Source organism: Paraburkholderia sp. BR10937, assembly GCF_040965695.1.
In the GTDB taxonomy this organism is placed as follows: domain Bacteria; phylum Pseudomonadota; class Gammaproteobacteria; order Burkholderiales; family Burkholderiaceae; genus Paraburkholderia.
Map to the genome: position 1 here is coordinate 25885 of NZ_JBFRCL010000049.1, position 15517 is coordinate 41401.

At 63.7% G+C, this 15517-nt stretch carries 14 protein-coding genes; 9 read left to right on the plus strand and 5 right to left on the minus strand.

Annotation, left to right across the window (positions count from 1 at the left end; all coding sequences use genetic code 11):
• Position 1: 1 nt before the first annotated feature.
• From mdtN to AB4Y44_RS31340, 3 genes are read left to right on the plus strand one after another with little or no spacing between them, the layout of a single operon-like run.
• Positions 2-1054, plus strand: coding sequence for a multidrug transporter subunit MdtN (gene mdtN / locus AB4Y44_RS31330; RefSeq protein WP_342920159.1), 1053 nt, complete (start codon positions 2-4; stop codon positions 1052-1054).
• On the plus strand, positions 1035-3071 hold the full coding sequence (locus AB4Y44_RS31335) for an FUSC family protein (RefSeq protein WP_368701738.1): 2037 nt from the start codon (positions 1035-1037) through the stop codon (positions 3069-3071). The genes mdtN and AB4Y44_RS31335 overlap by 20 nt, the downstream gene beginning before the upstream one ends.
• Positions 3058-4650 carry a TolC family protein gene (locus AB4Y44_RS31340; RefSeq protein ID WP_368701739.1) on the plus strand — a complete coding sequence of 531 codons (1593 nt, stop codon included), beginning with the start codon at positions 3058-3060 and terminating at the stop codon, positions 4648-4650. Before AB4Y44_RS31335 ends, AB4Y44_RS31340 begins: the two co-directional genes overlap by 14 nt.
• Positions 4651-4668: 18 nt before the next feature.
• Here the strand turns inward: AB4Y44_RS31340 and AB4Y44_RS31345 are convergent, their stop codons facing one another.
• Positions 4669-5022 (minus strand): DUF4148 domain-containing protein, encoded by a 354-nt coding sequence (locus AB4Y44_RS31345; RefSeq protein ID WP_368701740.1) that lies wholly within the window; start codon positions 5020-5022, stop codon positions 4669-4671.
• A gap of 344 nt (positions 5023-5366) precedes the next feature.
• Between AB4Y44_RS31345 and AB4Y44_RS31350 the strand changes: the two genes are divergently transcribed.
• Complete coding sequence (locus AB4Y44_RS31350) at positions 5367-6146, plus strand: alpha/beta hydrolase (RefSeq protein ID WP_342920163.1); 780 nt, start codon at positions 5367-5369, stop codon at positions 6144-6146.
• Positions 6147-6217: 71 nt separating this feature from the next.
• Positions 6218-8068 carry a DEAD/DEAH box helicase family protein gene (locus tag AB4Y44_RS31355; RefSeq protein ID WP_368701741.1) on the plus strand — a complete coding sequence of 617 codons (1851 nt, stop codon included), beginning with the start codon at positions 6218-6220 and terminating at the stop codon, positions 8066-8068.
• A 19-nt stretch (positions 8069-8087) separates the two neighbouring features.
• Here AB4Y44_RS31355 and AB4Y44_RS31360 read toward each other — a convergent pair whose 3' ends face one another.
• Positions 8088-8261 carry a hypothetical protein gene (locus AB4Y44_RS31360; protein ID WP_368701742.1) on the minus strand — a complete coding sequence of 58 codons (174 nt, stop codon included), beginning with the start codon at positions 8259-8261 and terminating at the stop codon, positions 8088-8090.
• A 475-nt stretch (positions 8262-8736) separates the two neighbouring features.
• On the opposite strand from AB4Y44_RS31360, the gene AB4Y44_RS31365 reads away from it, so the two are divergent.
• Positions 8737-9054, plus strand: coding sequence for a hypothetical protein (locus AB4Y44_RS31365; RefSeq protein ID WP_342920167.1), 318 nt, complete (start codon positions 8737-8739; stop codon positions 9052-9054).
• A gap of 401 nt (positions 9055-9455) precedes the next feature.
• Here the strand turns inward: AB4Y44_RS31365 and AB4Y44_RS31370 are convergent, their stop codons facing one another.
• A complete protein-coding gene (locus AB4Y44_RS31370; protein ID WP_342920168.1) occupies positions 9456-10031 on the minus strand; it encodes a hypothetical protein in 576 nt (191 codons plus the stop codon).
• A 608-nt stretch (positions 10032-10639) separates the two neighbouring features.
• Between AB4Y44_RS31370 and AB4Y44_RS31375 the strand changes: the two genes are divergently transcribed.
• The gene (locus tag AB4Y44_RS31375; RefSeq protein ID WP_342920169.1) at positions 10640-11278 is read left to right on the plus strand and encodes a hypothetical protein; all 639 of its coding nucleotides are present in this window, start codon (positions 10640-10642) and stop codon (positions 11276-11278) included.
• Positions 11278-11916 carry an RES family NAD+ phosphorylase gene (locus tag AB4Y44_RS31380; RefSeq protein WP_342920170.1) on the plus strand — a complete coding sequence of 213 codons (639 nt, stop codon included), beginning with the start codon at positions 11278-11280 and terminating at the stop codon, positions 11914-11916. Before AB4Y44_RS31375 ends, AB4Y44_RS31380 begins: the two co-directional genes overlap by 1 nt.
• 230 nt (positions 11917-12146) lie before the next feature.
• On the opposite strand, the gene AB4Y44_RS31385 is transcribed toward AB4Y44_RS31380, so the two are convergent.
• Positions 12147-13283: an ISNCY family transposase gene (locus AB4Y44_RS31385; RefSeq protein WP_368701749.1), complete on the minus strand. Its 1137-nt coding sequence runs from the start codon at positions 13281-13283 to the stop codon at positions 12147-12149.
• A 173-nt stretch (positions 13284-13456) separates the two neighbouring features.
• Complete coding sequence (locus tag AB4Y44_RS31390; protein WP_368701743.1) at positions 13457-14431, minus strand: oxidoreductase; 975 nt, start codon at positions 14429-14431, stop codon at positions 13457-13459.
• 99 nt (positions 14432-14530) lie between these two features.
• On the opposite strand from AB4Y44_RS31390, the gene AB4Y44_RS31395 reads away from it, so the two are divergent.
• On the plus strand, positions 14531-15502 hold the full coding sequence (locus AB4Y44_RS31395; protein ID WP_368701744.1) for an AraC family transcriptional regulator: 972 nt from the start codon (positions 14531-14533) through the stop codon (positions 15500-15502).
• Positions 15503-15517: the final 15 nt, after the last annotated feature.

Sequence of the window (15517 nt, forward strand, 5' to 3'; positions counted from 1 at the left end):
CATGAAAATGGCCGGCCAGAATCCTCGACATGCCTGGAAGGGCCGTGCGATCGCCATCGTGATCGTCCTGCTCGGCGCCGCGGCGCTCTGGTACGCGTACGAGCGGTCGTCGCGCTATCCGTCCACCGACGACGCGTCGATCGACGCGGACGTCGTCCACGTCGCGTCCCCCGTGGGCGGCCGCATCATACGCGTGCCCGTGGAGGAGAACCAGCATGTCGCCAAAGGCGACGTGCTGTTCGAAATCGATCCGGTGCCGTACCGGCTCGCGGTCGCGCAGGCGCAGGCCGAAGTCGAGCTGGCGCGCGCCGCGCTCGCCACGCGCCGCCGCACGCTGATCGGCGAGACCTCGAACGCGACGATCGCGGCCGACCAGACCCGTCGTGCGACGCACAACTACGATCTCGCGACGCGCAGCGTCGACCGGCTTCGGCCGCTCGAGGCGCAAGGCTATGTGTCCGCGCAGCAGCTCGACCAGGCGGTCGTCGCGCAGCGCGACGCGAGCGTCTCGCTCGCGCAGGCGAAGGTGCAGCAGCGTTCCTCTGCTCAGACGATAGGCGACGACACCGACGCGATCGCGGCACTGCATGCGCGCGAGGCAGCGCTGGCCATCGCGCAGCGCGGCCTCGACGATACGGTCGTGCGCGCGCCGTTCGACGGCTACGTGACGGGCCTGACGATCCTCGCGGGCGAGACGGTCGCGCCGAACCAGTCCATCTTCACGCTGGTTCACTCGGGCGAATGGTTTGCGGTGGCGAACTTCCGCGAGACGGCGCTCCGCGCCATCGAGGTGGGCGACTGCGCCACCGTCTACTCGATGATCGACCGCAGACAGCCGATGAGCGGCAAGGTGATCGGCATCGGCGCCGGGATCATGGACACGGACCGCGTGAACCTGCCGCGCAGCCTGCCGTACGTGCAGCAGTCGGTGAACTGGGTGCGCGTCGCGCAACGCTTCCCGGTTCGCGTGCGCATCGACGCGCCGGTCAACAAACTGGTGCGCATCGGCGCCAGCGCGATCGTCGAGGTCCGGCATGGCCAGTCTTGCCGGTGACATCAGGCGGCCCGGTCCGCGGGAAATCGCCAGGCTGCTCGCGCCGTTTCCGGGCCGCGCCGCGATCGTCACACGCATTGCGCTGATCTGCGCGCTCACGGTGCTCGTGACGGTCGGCTACGGCACGCCCGATGCCGCGACTGCCGTCTATATCGTGTTCTTCCTGAACCGACCCGACCGCATGACGAGCGTGGTCATGTCGATCGCATTGATGCTGCTCGTGACCGTAATCATCGGGATCGTGATGATCTTCGCGATCTTCACGATCGACCAGCCGCCGCTGCGGGTGGCGAGCATGGCGCTCCTTTCGTTCGGACTGCTATTCGCCACGTCGGCAAGCAAGCTTCGTCCGATCGGCGCGATCCTGGCGATGATCGTCGGCTTCGGACTCGACGAACTCGGCCTCGCGCCGCTTGGCGAAGCGGCAACGCGCGGCCTGATGTACGCATGGCTGATGGTTGCGATTCCGATCGGTGTGGCGGTCGTCGTGAACGTCGTGATCGCGCCGTCGCCGCGCCGGCTCGCCACCGCGCAGCTTGCACGGCGCCTGAGGCTCGCTGCGCGCCGCCTCGCGGGCACAGCGAGCGACGAGGAGCGCGCGGCGTTCGAAGCGTGCATGCGCGAGGGCGATCACCAGATCCTCACGTGGCTCAAGCTCTCGAAGCTCGAAGGCACGTTGGCGCCGGCCGACGGCGCGGCGCTGCGCCAGGCGGCGGCGTCCACGACGGCGATCCTGGTCGCGACCGATTTTGCGGCGAGCGAGCCCGGCGCGCGCCTGCCCGACGCATGCGCGGCGCAGCTTGCCGAAACGATGACGCAAATGGCCGCGATGCTGGAGGCGGGCGGCTATCCCGTGGATGTCACGCTCGAGGCGCCGGACCTGCCCGAGGGCGCTGCGCTACCGGCGCTCGTGCTCGCCGATCTGCGCGCCGCGCTGGAGGGCTTCGCGGTGCCGCCTGCGGAGCCCGCCGCCGCGCCGGCTCCGGCGCCCGAAAAAGCCGCCGAACCTGCCGAACGCAGCGGCTTCTTCGACGCCGATGCTTTCTCGAATCCCGATCACGTCCGTTACGCGCTGAAGACCACGGCGGCGGCGATGTTCTGCTACGTGCTGTACCAGCAGCTCGACTGGCAGGGCATTCATACGTGCTTCATCACCTGCTATATGGTGTCGCTCAGCACCACGGCCGAAACCGTCGAGAAGCTGACTCTGCGCATTGCGGGTTGTCTCATCGGCGCGTTGTTCGGCACGGCGGCGATCGTGTTCGTCACGCCTCATTTGACCTCGGTGGGCGAACTGATGGCGCTGGTGTTCGTGGGTGGGTGGCTGGCCGCGTGGGTGGCGATGGGGTCCGCACGGATCGCCTATGCGGGCATGCAGATCGCGTTCGCCTTCTTCCTGTGCGTGATCCAGGGCGCGGCGCCGGCGTTCGACCTCACGCTCGCACGCGACCGCGTGATCGGCATCCTGATCGGCAACGTCGTGATCTATCTGGTCTTCACGCGCGTCTGGCCCGTGAGCATCGCGAGCCGGATCGACGCGACGTTCAAGGCGCTGGTTGCGCAGTGGAGCCGCATCGCACGCGCGGCGGACGCCCGCACGCGCAGCGCGCTCGCGGCGGGCGCGCTCGCCCAATACGGCGGACTGCGCCAGGATATCGGCCTGATTCACTACGAGCCTTCGTGGGTGCGTCCCGAACCGGAGTGGGTCGCGAGCCGGCGGCGCGCACTCGCGGAGCTCGAGGCGCTGGAGGCGCCGCTGATCCTCGCGGCAGGGCGCGCGGGCGCGGCGCGGCTTGGGGAAATCGCCCAGCGCCTCGCTGCCGGCGACGACGCGCACGTGCAAGCCGCACTGCATGCCGCCGCCACGCTGACGCGAGACGCCGAGGCCGCGGAGGACCGCACGGCCGACCCCGCGCTCGACGCGCTCCAGAACGTCATCGCAAAGCGGTTCGGACAGATCGCCGAGATCACGCGCCCAGCTTCGGCCAGGGAGACGACGACCGATGCGCGCCCCTGAATCGACGCCCCAGCTCATCGTCCTGGCCGCCGCGCTGGCTGCCGCGTTCGCCATGGCGGGCCTCGAAGGGTGTGCGACGTCGTCGATCGACCTCGCGCCTGCCGCGCCGGACCGTCCCTGGCAGCCGCAGACGGACGCCGGCGGCAACATCGCGCCCGGGCCGCCGCGCAGTGCCAGCGAGGCGACGCAGGCGGGCTACACGTTGCCGCGCAGCGCCGCGCTCGCTTCGATCGAACCCGCGGCGGCGCTCGATGCGAACCACGCGTACACGCTGCCCGAGCTGATCGATCTCGCGGAGTCGACGAACCCGCTCACGCGCGTCGCCTGGAACGACGCGCGCAATGCGGCGCTCGCAGCGGGTATCGCGAAGACCGCCTACTTGCCGCAGCTCACCGCCACCGCCATGGGCGGATACGAAGCGGCGAGCGGCGCGGCGTCGACGCCGCTGCTCGGCACCACATCGACCAACTCGAACATTCACGGCACGGTTTCGGTGCTCTCGCTGCAATGGCTGCTATTCGATTTCGGCGGCCGCCGCGCGCACCTCGACGCGGCCAAGCAGCTTTCCGTGGCGGCGAACGTCGCCTTCACGTCGGTTCACCAGCACGTGATCCACGACGTGAGCATCGCGTACTACACGTATGAAGCCGCGAACGCGCGGGAGCATACCGCGCAGCAGGCGCTCGACAACGCGGACGGCATTCTCAGCGCCGCGCGCGCACGGCGAAAGCAGGGCGTAGGCACCGTGGTCGAGGTCGCGCAGGCCACGCAGAACCGTGCGCAGGCCAATCTCCTGAAGGTGCAGGCGGACGGCGCGCTAAGCGACAGCTATCTGGGCCTCGTCTCCGCGCTCGGCATTTCGCCGTTGTCGAAACCGCTGATCGCCCCGTTGCCGGCGCGTACGCTCACGCCGGCGCTGCACCGGAGCGTCGATGAGATCGTGACCGATGCGATTGCGCGACGGCCGGACGTGCAGGGCGCCTATGCGCTGGAACAGGCCAACCAGGCGAAGATCCGCGCGGCCGAATCCGCCTTCATGCCGAAGATATTCCTCTCGGCCGCGGCCGCGTACGGCACCGGGACGACGTCGATCACGGCGATTCCCCCGGTCGGCGATCAGGCGGCGACGGTGAACCTGAACGGCAGCCGCCGCAGCGGCAGCATCTTCCTCGGCGTGACGATTCCCCTGTACGACGGCGGCTTGCGTTCCGCCGTATTGATGCAGGCGCGCAACGATGCGGACAGTGCGGCCGCGCAATTGACCCATACGAGGCAAGAGGCCGTCCGGCAGGTCGTTGCCGCTCAGAACGGGCTTTCCACGAGCCTCGCTTCGAACGACGCCGCGAAGGCGCTGGTCGAGGCCGCGCAGACGACCTACGATGCGGCGTTCGCCGCGTACCGGCACGGCGTCGGCACCATCACCGATGCGCTCCTCACGCAGAATCAGCTACTCGCCGCGCAGAACGCCTATGCCGACAGCTACAGCGCCGCGCTTTCTGCCGCGGCGACGCTCGCCCTGGCAACGGGCGAGATCGGCTCGCCGTCCACGGAAGGCGGGCCGTCTCAACAGGATCACTAAATATAGTTCGACGGCGATTCAGCTGCCAAAATACGTCATGCAATAGCTGGCCGGGCCAACACAGGTGGACGGTGCGGGCGTATGCGTACGCGAACCCGCGGCCGAGCTGCCCGCCATCGATACGCCACCCATGTCGCGTTGCGCCGAATCTTGCGCGTATTGTGCTGCTGCGACCTTGGATTCGGCGGCCTGAATGTCTGCCGGATAGTCGATGTCGTCGCCGCGGCCCGGGCTGTATCCGGCCTGCTCGACACGCACGAGATCCGCCCGCACTTCGGCGCGGGTCAGCGGCTGAGTGGACTGCGCGAAGCTATATGCCGGGACGGCGACCGCGGAAGCCGCGACGAGAATGCTGAGAAGAAGTCTGGACATGATCAATACTCCTATATATCCGCAGAGCGGATGAGTCGGGAAGGAAAGCCGCTGCATCGACTGTGCATGGACGCGAAGACAGGCTTAGGAACGAGCGACTTGAAACATGGCTAAGCGAGGCAAGGCGTTACTGCGTGGTTGCAGTGTAGGTAGGCGCTCCGGTCGCCAAGGTTACCCAGTCATTACAAGAAAATAACGAATCTTCCGTCCCTTTGATTCGATGCCTCGGCGCCGGCACGTCATTTTTTCGTAATGACCGGGTAACCCTCCCGTTCGAGGCGGCTTTCTAGACTGGCCGTGTTGTCAATCGATTCGTTCACATCGCGTCATTCCAAGGAGCTGCCATGTCTTTCATTTCCTTCCGTTCTGCCGTTGCTCATGCTGCAGCGGCGCTTTGCCTGGTTGCCGGTGCCGCTACGACAGCGCAGGCCGCGCCCATCAAGAACGTCGTCCTCGTGCATGGTGCCTTTGTGGGCGGCGCCGGATGGCGTCCGGTCTACGACATTCTCACGAAGGACGGCTATAACGTGACGCTCGTGCAGGAACCGCTGACGTCATTCAAGGACGACGTGACGGCGACGAAACGCGTCATCGATAGTCTGGACGGCCCGTGCGTGCTCGTCGGCCATAGCTACGGCGGCGCGATCATCACGGAGGCGGGCAACGACGAACACGTGAAGTCGCTCGTCTACATTGCCGCTCATGCACTCGATGTCGGCGAGACCGAAGTCTCGAATGGCAAGCGTTATCCGAACGCGACGCCCCATGAGGACATCGTGAAGACAGCCGACGACTATCTGTACCTGAATCCCGCCGACTATCCGCGCGATTTTGCCGCCGACCTCCCGATCGCGCAGGCTGAATTCGAGGCCCATGAACAAATGCCGACCGCGGCGCGTGTATTCGCGTCGGAGATCCCGGATCCGGCATGGAAGATCAAGCCGACGTTTTATCTGGTCGCGAAGGCGGACAAGATCATCAACCCGGACCTCGAGCGCATGTACGCGAAGCGCGCTCACGCGCAGACGGTGGAAATCGATGGCGCCAGCCATTCGGTTTATGAGTCGCATCCGAAGGAAGTCGCCGCGTTGATCGAGCAGGCGGCTCAGCAACTGGGGCAGTGAGTCGGCGTGCGCGCGCCGGACGGCCCGTTAAGGCGGAGGCGACCATTCCATCTATAAAGCTACTACATATAATGTCGTGGCCATATCAAGATGTCGCGTTCATCGCCGAGGAGGACCAGGCCGAACCGTGGAAGCCAGCGCCCGCGCAGCCGAAGCGGCTGGCCGGAACGATGCCGGCGTCGCTCACGCTGACGCTCGCGAACCAGCTTTATCTTGAAAAGGCGCAGCTTCCGCAGGCACTGCTCAACCGGCTCATCCGGCTGGCCGCCTTTCAGAATCCGGAGTTCTACCGGGCCCAGGCGCGCGGCTTCAGGGTATGGGACAAGCCACGCATCATTGGGCCGCTTGCAGTTCCGTTTGCCGGCACGTTGCGCGATGACCAGCAGGCGGCCGTCACCGACCTGCTGCGACACGATACCGGCATCCTGCATGCGCCGACGGCGTTCGGCAAGACCGTGACGGCGGCCGCGATGATCGCGCAGCGAGGCGTCAACACGCTCGTGCTTGTGCACCGCCGGGAGCTGCTTGACCAGTGGCGCGAGCGCCTGCAGTCGTTTCTCGCACTCGACGCGCGCGAGATCGGCACGATTTGCGGCGGCAAGTCGAAGGCGACGGGCCGGATCGATGTCGCGATGCTGCAATCCGTGGCCCCCGATGGTGCCCGCGGCGAGCTGTTGCGGCGTTACGGCCATGTCGTCATCGATGAATGTCATCACGTCTCCGCGGATTCCTTCGAGGCCGTGCTAAAGGGCGTCAATGCACGCTACGTGCTCGGCCTGACGGCGACGCCGGTGCGGCGAGACAGCCAGCAACCGGTGATGTTCATGCTCTGCGGACCGATCCGGCATGCAGCGAAATCGCCCGCCAGCGCGCCGCAGGTGCTTGAGGTCTTCCCGCAAAGGCTCACCTCCGCAGTGGACGTCGCGGCCGACGCGCCAATCCAGGCGGTGTTCGCACGGCTCGCGCAGGACCTCCCGCGCACGCAGATGATCGCGGCGGCTGTACGTGAACAGTACGGGCAGGGGCGGAACGTGCTGGTGCTCACCGAGCGGACGGAACATCTCGAAAGCCTGCAGCAGATGCTGCAAGATACGGTGCAGTCGCTGTTCGTGCTGCACGGACGGCTCGGCAGAAAAGCGCGCGCCACCCAGTTGGCGGCTCTTGACGCGCTGGCCGGGGACCCGCTCGAGTGGGTACGGCAATATTTCGATGCCCATGTCTACTCCTCCAACTGGGGGAGCTGCCGCCTGCTTCTTCGCCTGCCGCACGGGACGTTTGACGCGGCGACCATCCGCGATTACGTCAAGGCTGGACGAAAGAGGCGCTCCCGTTTCGAGAAAGCATTCGAGGCCATGGACGTCGATGACTGGTGCCTCCTCGACTGGTCGTTCAACGATGACTCGGGCGAACATGCCCGCTTCTCGGAGGAGATGGATGGTGGGGGGTGGATGACGCGCCTGCTGCCTGTACGCGACGAGTTGCTCGCCGGCGATGCTCGCCCGCTTTATCTTGGGTGGCTTGCCCGACACGGGAATGATGAGCTACACGAAGATGAAATCGAACCGCCGGTGCCTGCGGGATTACAGGCGTTGACGCCCGCACAGGTAGCACTGGCCGAGTTTCTGATGCTGGATGCGGATTGGCTCGCCGCCGCCGCGGAGGCCAGCCCATCATTATTGGCCCCAGAATCCAGTGGGAGCGAAGACAGTCGCTTTGATCCCTGGTTACGTGAGTTGCCGGTTGAGGAAATGCGGGCGAAACTGCGCATGCTGCTACAGGGACGCAGCCGTGAAGCGGAGCGAACGCTTCGAAACGCTTTTCTCAAATGGGAGAAGGGTAGGAATGCAAAGCAATTGAATTTTCCCAGGCGCCGTCGAATATCCGAAATCGAATCAAAGGTCGCCTCTCATCGTTCCAACTAGACTGTCGACTAGCGGCCGGTTATGCGACTACCAGATCGGCCTCGCGCAGCAGCGCCACAACGGTGCGCTCGGGGGCATGAAGCCGAAACTTGATGTCCTGTACGAAGGTCGCCACCAATACTGCGGGATGGCCATCCTCAAAATATTCCAGCAGCCGTTGGACTTCGCCCGGGGTCGAGATCTGGCTGTCCATGCGCTACAGAATTGTTCCGGCGTTCGAGGATGCGGAAAAGGTCGCGGTCCATCAGAGCTCGGGTGGTCGATCGGGTCGTTGGGTTGCGCAGCGACTTGATCGCGATCTGGATGATTAGCGCTCCGGCCAGTGTCTCGGCAAAGAACTCGAACGGGATTCCATCGGCCCGGGTGCACACGGACCCGCCCGGTTCCTGGCAAAAGCCATGTGCGAACCTGAAGCCATTCGACCTCCCTTGCGAACCACGAGGGGGACTTGCTGCGAGCCCGATCGTGCCTGATTTTTAGCGCATCAAATTGAATCCGATACGACAATGGGACACAGTCATGTAAAGCCACCAGAAGTTGCCGCTTGAGTGCTTGTCTCTGGCCGGACGTCATTCTCACCGCGCTGCTGGGTGCGTTCGCTCGGGGTGCGGAGGCATGACACCAGCGTTACCCTGCTGGAGAGTAGCTGCCAGCGACAGGAGGGAGCCATGATCGACCTCGGCCCGGAAAGGACATTCCGGGGATTACCTCTGACCGCTGAACAAGATGCGGAAGTGAGGCACTACATCAAGGTACAAATGCAGCGTCACCTTCCATGGGACACGCCCGAACTGGACGCCATGCTTCGGGACATGATCCAGCCTCTCGAGGTCGCCGATGCGGGAGACGAAGTCGAGGCAGACGAAGCGAGGGCGGCCGCCGAGCGCGCAAGCGCGTCCGTCGATGACGCGATGGAACCCGATGAGGCGAGCGAGGAATGGCATGCGGCCATCGAATCGGAAAACATGAAGCACCCTAAGGAATGAACCGGCGGCAGCCACGGTGCCAGCCTTCCAGGTTCCCGCGAGCGCAGCCACGCCGCGGCGCCCGCGAAGATGACCTTGAGCGCGTAGTGGAGGGCGGGCCGTCGTGACACGCGTGCCGCATGTTCTCGATATTTCCGGGCTACGCGCTGAGATGCTGCGGCTGGTCACACACCGGCAGTGACGCGGGACACAATGACGGTGCCACTTCGCGCCGCACTGCGTGTCGTGGAATCGGTCTCCTGACTGTTGACCAGGTGAGGGAACATGCGTGCGACGGGCGCCCGTCGTAAGCTATTCCGGCGATGAAGCCTTGTCGCCTGGCGGGGCCGCGTTGGAGCAACGACAGTGCACTGCCTACTGGCAATCGCGGGACGGCAGTTCTGTGGCGGTGGTGCCCCGACTCAAAGCTCTTCGCTGGGATCTGCGATATCGAGCCTGAACTGCCATCCTTCCATGCTCATCAGCATTCGCCCAAGATCGTTCCACGAGACTTCCTTGCCGTCGACCACGACGAGTGGCAAGTGCCCATCCTGCGCCTCGTCCCATTCGATGCGCCCGCGCACCGTGCTGTCGATGATCCTGCGTTCACGAAAATCAATGTGCTGAACCGAGAGTGCGCGGCGCATCTTCTCGACGAGGCGCCCGAGCAATAAGAGCACGTCGTCGTCGGGCTCGCCGATCAGCTGGAAGCGGTAGCCAGCGGGAAGATCACCGCGAAGCTCGAATGCATCCAGGGCGAGCCCGTCGCCCAGCAGGCGGATCTGAAAGTGGAACTGGTGCGACTCTCCGCTGTAGTCGGCCATCAGTATGGGATCAAGCCGGACATTCTCGAAATCAGTGAAGCCGGCTGACTCGGCAATCCTGGCGTTGAAGCAACGGCTGCAGAGCAACTCGTAGCGGCCGTCACCGGAGCCGCAGTGTATCGTGTCCCAGGGCGGCGTCAGGGTGCCACATTGTTCGCAACGCTCGTGTGCCATGTCGTGTTTGCTGTATCGGTTCTTCCTGCGATCACGGGGGAGATGATGCCATCAGGTTGCCGGGAGCTGGTCACCGCACGCTGACAGCTCTGATTTGAGATATTGATGCGGGTGAAAGCGGGGGACACCCTGCCGCCATTGTGACATCCATTAGCTGGGTTGCGATCCAGCGGTACGGGCGTGACACGGGGGCTCCTGGACGTGCCGGTCGCCACGACTCGCTCGCCGATGAACATTGCGATGAGGTGGTCACCGGGCGCGGCGGAGAGTGGGACAGCCCCCACGCCGGCGCAGTCTTCACACGCCGGGAGAGATCAAAGCGCAGCGTGGAAACCGGCTTGCCCCGTCCCGATGTTTCGGGCGGAGAGTTCCACCGCAGGGAGCCTTGCGGGGCGCGAGCACCTGGAGCAGGGCAGGTACGCCCGTGCAGCCTGTGGCGCTCGCCCGCGCCTCGATGCGACGGGACCGTGTCAGGCTATGGATAATGGGGCCACATATTACCCTTGAGGAACCTCCCCCATTGCTCCGCGGCTCACCACCTCCATAAATTGCGATTTTGCCAACATCGTCTATAATGTTGGCAGTTTCGCAAACTACCGGAGGGAGTCATGATTCAGGTTCATGATGATGCAAACACGGATGTCGTGTTGAATTTGCCGCTCCCGCGGGGAACCGATCCGGCCGTCGCCTCTACCCTTAAAAAGGGTATGCAGGAGTTGCTGACTGTTCTTCTGGCCACGCCTCAGTGGGAAACACAGGTTTTCCTGCGCGCAGATGACCTTGCGCGCGCGATCACTGGCCTGGCTGCGCCGACGCCCGCGTTGATCGAGGAGCGCATCCGGCGCCAGAAGACCATGCGCGAGGTTTTTGCGCGAGGCGACTGGCATACGGCGGAGGAAATCAACAGGCTCCAGGCAACGCCGCCCACCAACAAGGCTCAGCCTGCGAGTGACTGGAAGCGCCGGGGGCGGCTCTTTAGCGTGGCATTCAACGGCAAGGAATACTACGCGGGCTACCAGTTCGACGCGATGTTCCAGCCTCTGCCTGTCATCAAGGACATCCTCGAGGCGCTAGGTCCGGTCGCAGACACCTGGAAGATCGCGGCCTGGTTTCATTTCCCGAACGGATGGATCGCTGGCACTGGCGACCATGATGGTGAACCTGTGGCTCCGCGGGATGCCCTTGACCGGCACGACGCGGTGGTCGGAGCAGCGGCGCGCCACGCCAGTCACGGGTACGTCGCCTGATGGCCGGTCCGCACACGCCTGACGGCGCGGAAGCCTTCACCGTCATATCTGTCACGTGGGAAGACGTACCGGTCTGGTATCACGCGTACTGCACGCACCCGCATGCAACGACCGCGACGACCTTCGCGCAGGGCTGGGGCAGTAGCCGCTTTGCGCCGATTTCTTGTGCGGATGGCTCGCCGGTTCACACGTACTATGCTGCGAGCTCATTCGCCTGCGCCGTTATGGAGTCCCTGTTCCATGACGTGCCGCTGAGTCCACCGGGCATCTTCGACCTCGACCGGCTGACGCACTTCCGGCTCGCGAGGCTCACCATTCCAGATCCGATCCAGTGCGTCAGTTTTCACACGCCATGCCTTCCTGCGCTGGACCTGACACGGGCGGACCTGATAGACAGCCTGCCGGCCGTCTACGACTCGACACGGAAATGGTCTCAGGCGGCATACGACCAGTGCCCGGGCGCGCAGGCCATCGCATACGGCTCCCGCAGGGATGATTCAGGCCGATGCGTGATGCTTTTTGGCCAACGGCTTCCGTCCTCATGCCTGACGGTCGTCAGCGACGAGTCGATGGCTGTCGAGCCGCTACGGACAAAGGTGCTGCAACTTGCGGACACCCTGAAGCTCAACGTCATCTGACCCGGCTCGAAGCGTCTGGCGCCGGCGAACGCGCGAACCTCGGGCGCGTGAAAATGCGACCCTCAAATCTTCATTGCCGTCCTGACCACGGCACGAATCCGAACCTATGCAGATCCTAAGGACTACAGATTGGTATAGACGATGTCAAAGCCATTTTCAGATGTCGGGGTCCCAGCTAAATAGAAATGTCGGGTTTCAGGGTTAAAGGGTTGTCTTTAGCGGGTTACAGCTCACGCAGTGTCGAAGGTTGACGCTTGAACGGGCAGGGCGTTGATGCCAGGGCCACCAGCCTTTGCAGACCGCCGCCCAGGTTTGCCCGGTGGCTGTTGTACCTGCCTGCGTTGCGCCAGATCCACAATCACATGCTCAACATCGGCCTGCGTGAACTCGCGTTGTTTCTTCGTGCCCGGTAGCCGGTCTTTGGCGCGAACCGGCTCGCCTTGATGCGTCCGGGAAGGCGAGCCGGAGGCCCTTCGGTTATCGCGCTGAGCCTGAATCGCCTGCGCCACCTGAAGCACATGACTCAGCCGTTTGTGCTCAACCACAACGCCCTGATCGACATCAGCCAACCGGTCGTACTGCCGGTACGGCAGCACCCGACCATCGGCACGGATCTCGATGCGGCTGTCCGGATATTCCCACACGTCGATGTAGCGATGGATCAGCTTCCGGTTCTCTGGCGTGTCATCCAGCAGGTACATCACCCGGTCATACTGCACCGTCAGCGATTTCGTGACCCGGCGCGTCTCGCGCCACGTCATCAGCAGATCGAGGTTCTCGTCCGCTCGCAGTGGCCGGTGCGCGTCGAAATCGCTCTTCGGTGGCTTCGCGAAACGCGCGTTATAGATCGCCATGAAGGTGAGGGCATACGCATTGGCATCCGCTACCGTATTGATGCCGCGCAGCCGCAGCTCCTTGACGAGCCGGTCCTGCAGCGTCAGGTGCGCGCGCTCCACACGTCCCTTGGCCGGGCTGCTGTTCGCGCAGAACGTGTCGATGTTCAGCTCATACATCGCACGGCCGAAATGGGTCATGCTGTTGCCGGTCTTGCTGGCCGCCGCGCTGCGAAACACGCTGGCCTTGTCGCTGTAAAGCGCACCCGGCTTGCCATGGCGTTCGATGTACGCGCGGGTCGCTTCGAAATAGCTGAAGGTCGATTCCGTCGCCGTGAAATGCAGGTGCATCAGACGGCTCGTCGCATCGTCCAAGCACACCAGCAGCGTGCAGGCCGGCGCGCGCTCCTCGAACCAGCGGTGGTCGCTGCCGTCGATCTGGATGAGCTCGCCCAGGCATGCACGCCGCGCCCGTGGCTGACAAACCGTCAGTGGCCGCTGCCGGCGAGGCACCCACAAACCGGCATCTGTCATGAGAGTCGAGCGCAACTAACCTCCAGACACGGGGTGGCTTGCATGTCCGGGCCCAAAGCCACTACATTCGAAACGATGTCCCTTCATATCGCCGATCGGCACGCACGGTGGGCGTGCTTCCCACAGCGCGCGCATCTGCGCGGCGATCTCAACTGGGACGTATCGGGCCGTTATCAATCGATACAGGTACCGGTTAGTTGTTCGCTGAGTTGCCACAGACGTCCCGCGGAAACAGGATCCGTCGCGCGCGGCCGTACGCCCACCAACTCCATTGAGTCGTCGGAAGGCAATGCGGGTGCGACCTCGCAGTCAGCGCAATAGACACCACCCATCCCGTCGAGCTGCGCGCTTGTCGCGCACCATATAGTCGTGGCGGCGCCCTGTTGCGGTGTCTTCTTGTTATTCTTCGGATCGATGATGGGCTTGCCGGCTTGGTCGATGATGTCACTCGCATCGATCTGCGCTTGGGACATGTGCCGGATAAGGTCCGTTACGATGCCGCCGGGATGCACGGAGAACGCACGAACGCCTTGAGATTGCCCGATCGAGTCCAGTGCGACGGCGAACAACGCATTTGCGGTCTTGGATTGACCATACGCAATCCACGGATCGTACTCCCGTACCTCAAAGTTGGGATCATGGAAGTCGATTCCAGCGCGCCGATGCCCATAGGAACTGAGCGCGATGACACGAGCCCCATGTGCGCGCCGAAGAGCAGGCCAGAGTCGGCAGGTGAGCTGGAAGTGGCCGAGGTGGTTAGCGGAGAATTGGGATTCGTAACCACGCGCATCCCGCGACAAGGGTGGTGCCATGACGCCTGCATTGTTGACGAGGACGTGAAGCGCATCGGTAGTTGCGAGAACACGTTCAGCATACCTATCTATCGAAGCCGGATCGAGCAGGTCCATCTCGTCCAGAAGCACGCCGGGAATATCGTGAAATGCTTCCTTTGCTTTACCCATGTCGCGAGCGGGTACGAGTACCGTCGCACCGGCCGAGCGGAAAGCCCGGACCGTTTCAACGCCGATTCCTGAATACCCACCTGTGACGACAATGTGCTTGCCAGTCAGGTCGACGCCTGCAATGACTTCGGCTGCGGTGGAAGCCGGGCCGAATCCGGAACCGATAGGGGTTTGCAAGGTTGTCATGTTGTCACTTCGTTCATTTGATGGAGGACTGGACTATATCGGGCGCAGATCGTACCAGGAATGCTTGAAAGGACGAGTTTTGTGCGCGATAGTTCGCAAATGGCCACCGACCTCCTTTCAGAACTGTTAGCCCTCGTGCGTGCGCGATGCAGCCTCTCCGGGCGGCTCATCGCCGGTGGAAGTTGGGGGCGTCGCTTTGACAATCTCGATGCCGTGAAAATATGCGCTGCCATCGAAGGAAGCTGCTGGTTTTTTATGGCCGGGATGGCAGAACCTTTACCGTTCGAGCGCGGTGACATTCTGGTCATGAATGGCTCGCGTCCGCTGGTTTTGGCGAGTGAACCGCATCTCACAATGGATGCCCCTACGACGCCGCTCGCTGCGGATGGGAATGGCAATTATCGACTCGGAGAAGGCAACGATTTTGTCATGCTGGGCGGCATGGTGAAGATAGACGAAGGTGACCAGCCCTTGCTTCTCGGCGGCCTTCCGCCATTTATTCGTGTAACTGGCGCTCAACTGGAGGCCGCAAGCCTTGGTTGGTTGCTCGGACAAATCGTTCTTGAGATGGAACCACCGATGCGGCCAGGCGGCAGCGTCATCCTGGCCGAACTCGCACAGCTGCTTTTTGTGCAGACGCTAAGAGCTTATGTGCTGCAATCGCCGACGAACGACGGTGGCTGGCTGAAGGCCCTGGGTGACCGGCGACTCGCTCCGGCCCTTGCCGCGATGCATGCCGAGCCCAGCCGCGCCTGGAATCTGGAGGATCTGGCAAAGGAAGCTGGCATGTCACGCACGACTTTCGTTGTCCACTTTCGCGAAGTGATGGGCGTGCCGCCCCTTACTTATCTGACCAACTGGCGCATGCGGCTCGCGCAGCGAAAACTGAGCGCAGGCGCGTCGGTTGCCGAAGTTGCCGACGCGATCGGATACACGTCTGAGAGTGCGTTTGCTCATGCATTCAAACGAGTAACGGGGGCGGCACCTGGAAGTTACCGCAAGCGTGCTGACGAGAGGCGTTCGATGGGGTTATGTGACACCGCAGACGACGAGCCGGCGACGGCATTTTAAGGGCGAGACTGTTGC

What these genes read in the sequence shown, in the direction of transcription:
- mdtN (WP_342920159.1), top strand. Translation starts at nt 2, where the DNA reads ATGAAAATGGCCGGCCAGAATCCTCGACATGCCTGGAAGGGCCGTGCG.
- AB4Y44_RS31335 (WP_368701738.1), top strand. Translation starts at nt 1,035, where the DNA reads ATGGCCAGTCTTGCCGGTGACATCAGGCGGCCCGGTCCGCGGGAAATC.
- AB4Y44_RS31340 (WP_368701739.1), top strand. Translation starts at nt 3,058, where the DNA reads ATGCGCGCCCCTGAATCGACGCCCCAGCTCATCGTCCTGGCCGCCGCG.
- AB4Y44_RS31345 (WP_368701740.1), bottom strand. Translation starts at nt 5,022, where the DNA reads ATGTCCAGACTTCTTCTCAGCATTCTCGTCGCGGCTTCCGCGGTCGCC.
- AB4Y44_RS31350 (WP_342920163.1), top strand. Translation starts at nt 5,367, where the DNA reads ATGTCTTTCATTTCCTTCCGTTCTGCCGTTGCTCATGCTGCAGCGGCG.
- AB4Y44_RS31355 (WP_368701741.1), top strand. Translation starts at nt 6,218, where the DNA reads ATGTCGTGGCCATATCAAGATGTCGCGTTCATCGCCGAGGAGGACCAG.
- AB4Y44_RS31360 (WP_368701742.1), bottom strand. Translation starts at nt 8,261, where the DNA reads ATGGACAGCCAGATCTCGACCCCGGGCGAAGTCCAACGGCTGCTGGAA.
- AB4Y44_RS31365 (WP_342920167.1), top strand. Translation starts at nt 8,737, where the DNA reads ATGATCGACCTCGGCCCGGAAAGGACATTCCGGGGATTACCTCTGACC.
- AB4Y44_RS31370 (WP_342920168.1), bottom strand. Translation starts at nt 10,031, where the DNA reads ATGGCACACGAGCGTTGCGAACAATGTGGCACCCTGACGCCGCCCTGG.
- AB4Y44_RS31375 (WP_342920169.1), top strand. Translation starts at nt 10,640, where the DNA reads ATGATTCAGGTTCATGATGATGCAAACACGGATGTCGTGTTGAATTTG.
- AB4Y44_RS31380 (WP_342920170.1), top strand. Translation starts at nt 11,278, where the DNA reads ATGGCCGGTCCGCACACGCCTGACGGCGCGGAAGCCTTCACCGTCATA.
- AB4Y44_RS31385 (WP_368701749.1), bottom strand. Translation starts at nt 13,283, where the DNA reads ATGACAGATGCCGGTTTGTGGGTGCCTCGCCGGCAGCGGCCACTGACG.
- AB4Y44_RS31390 (WP_368701743.1), bottom strand. Translation starts at nt 14,431, where the DNA reads ATGACAACCTTGCAAACCCCTATCGGTTCCGGATTCGGCCCGGCTTCC.
- AB4Y44_RS31395 (WP_368701744.1), top strand. Translation starts at nt 14,531, where the DNA reads ATGGCCACCGACCTCCTTTCAGAACTGTTAGCCCTCGTGCGTGCGCGA.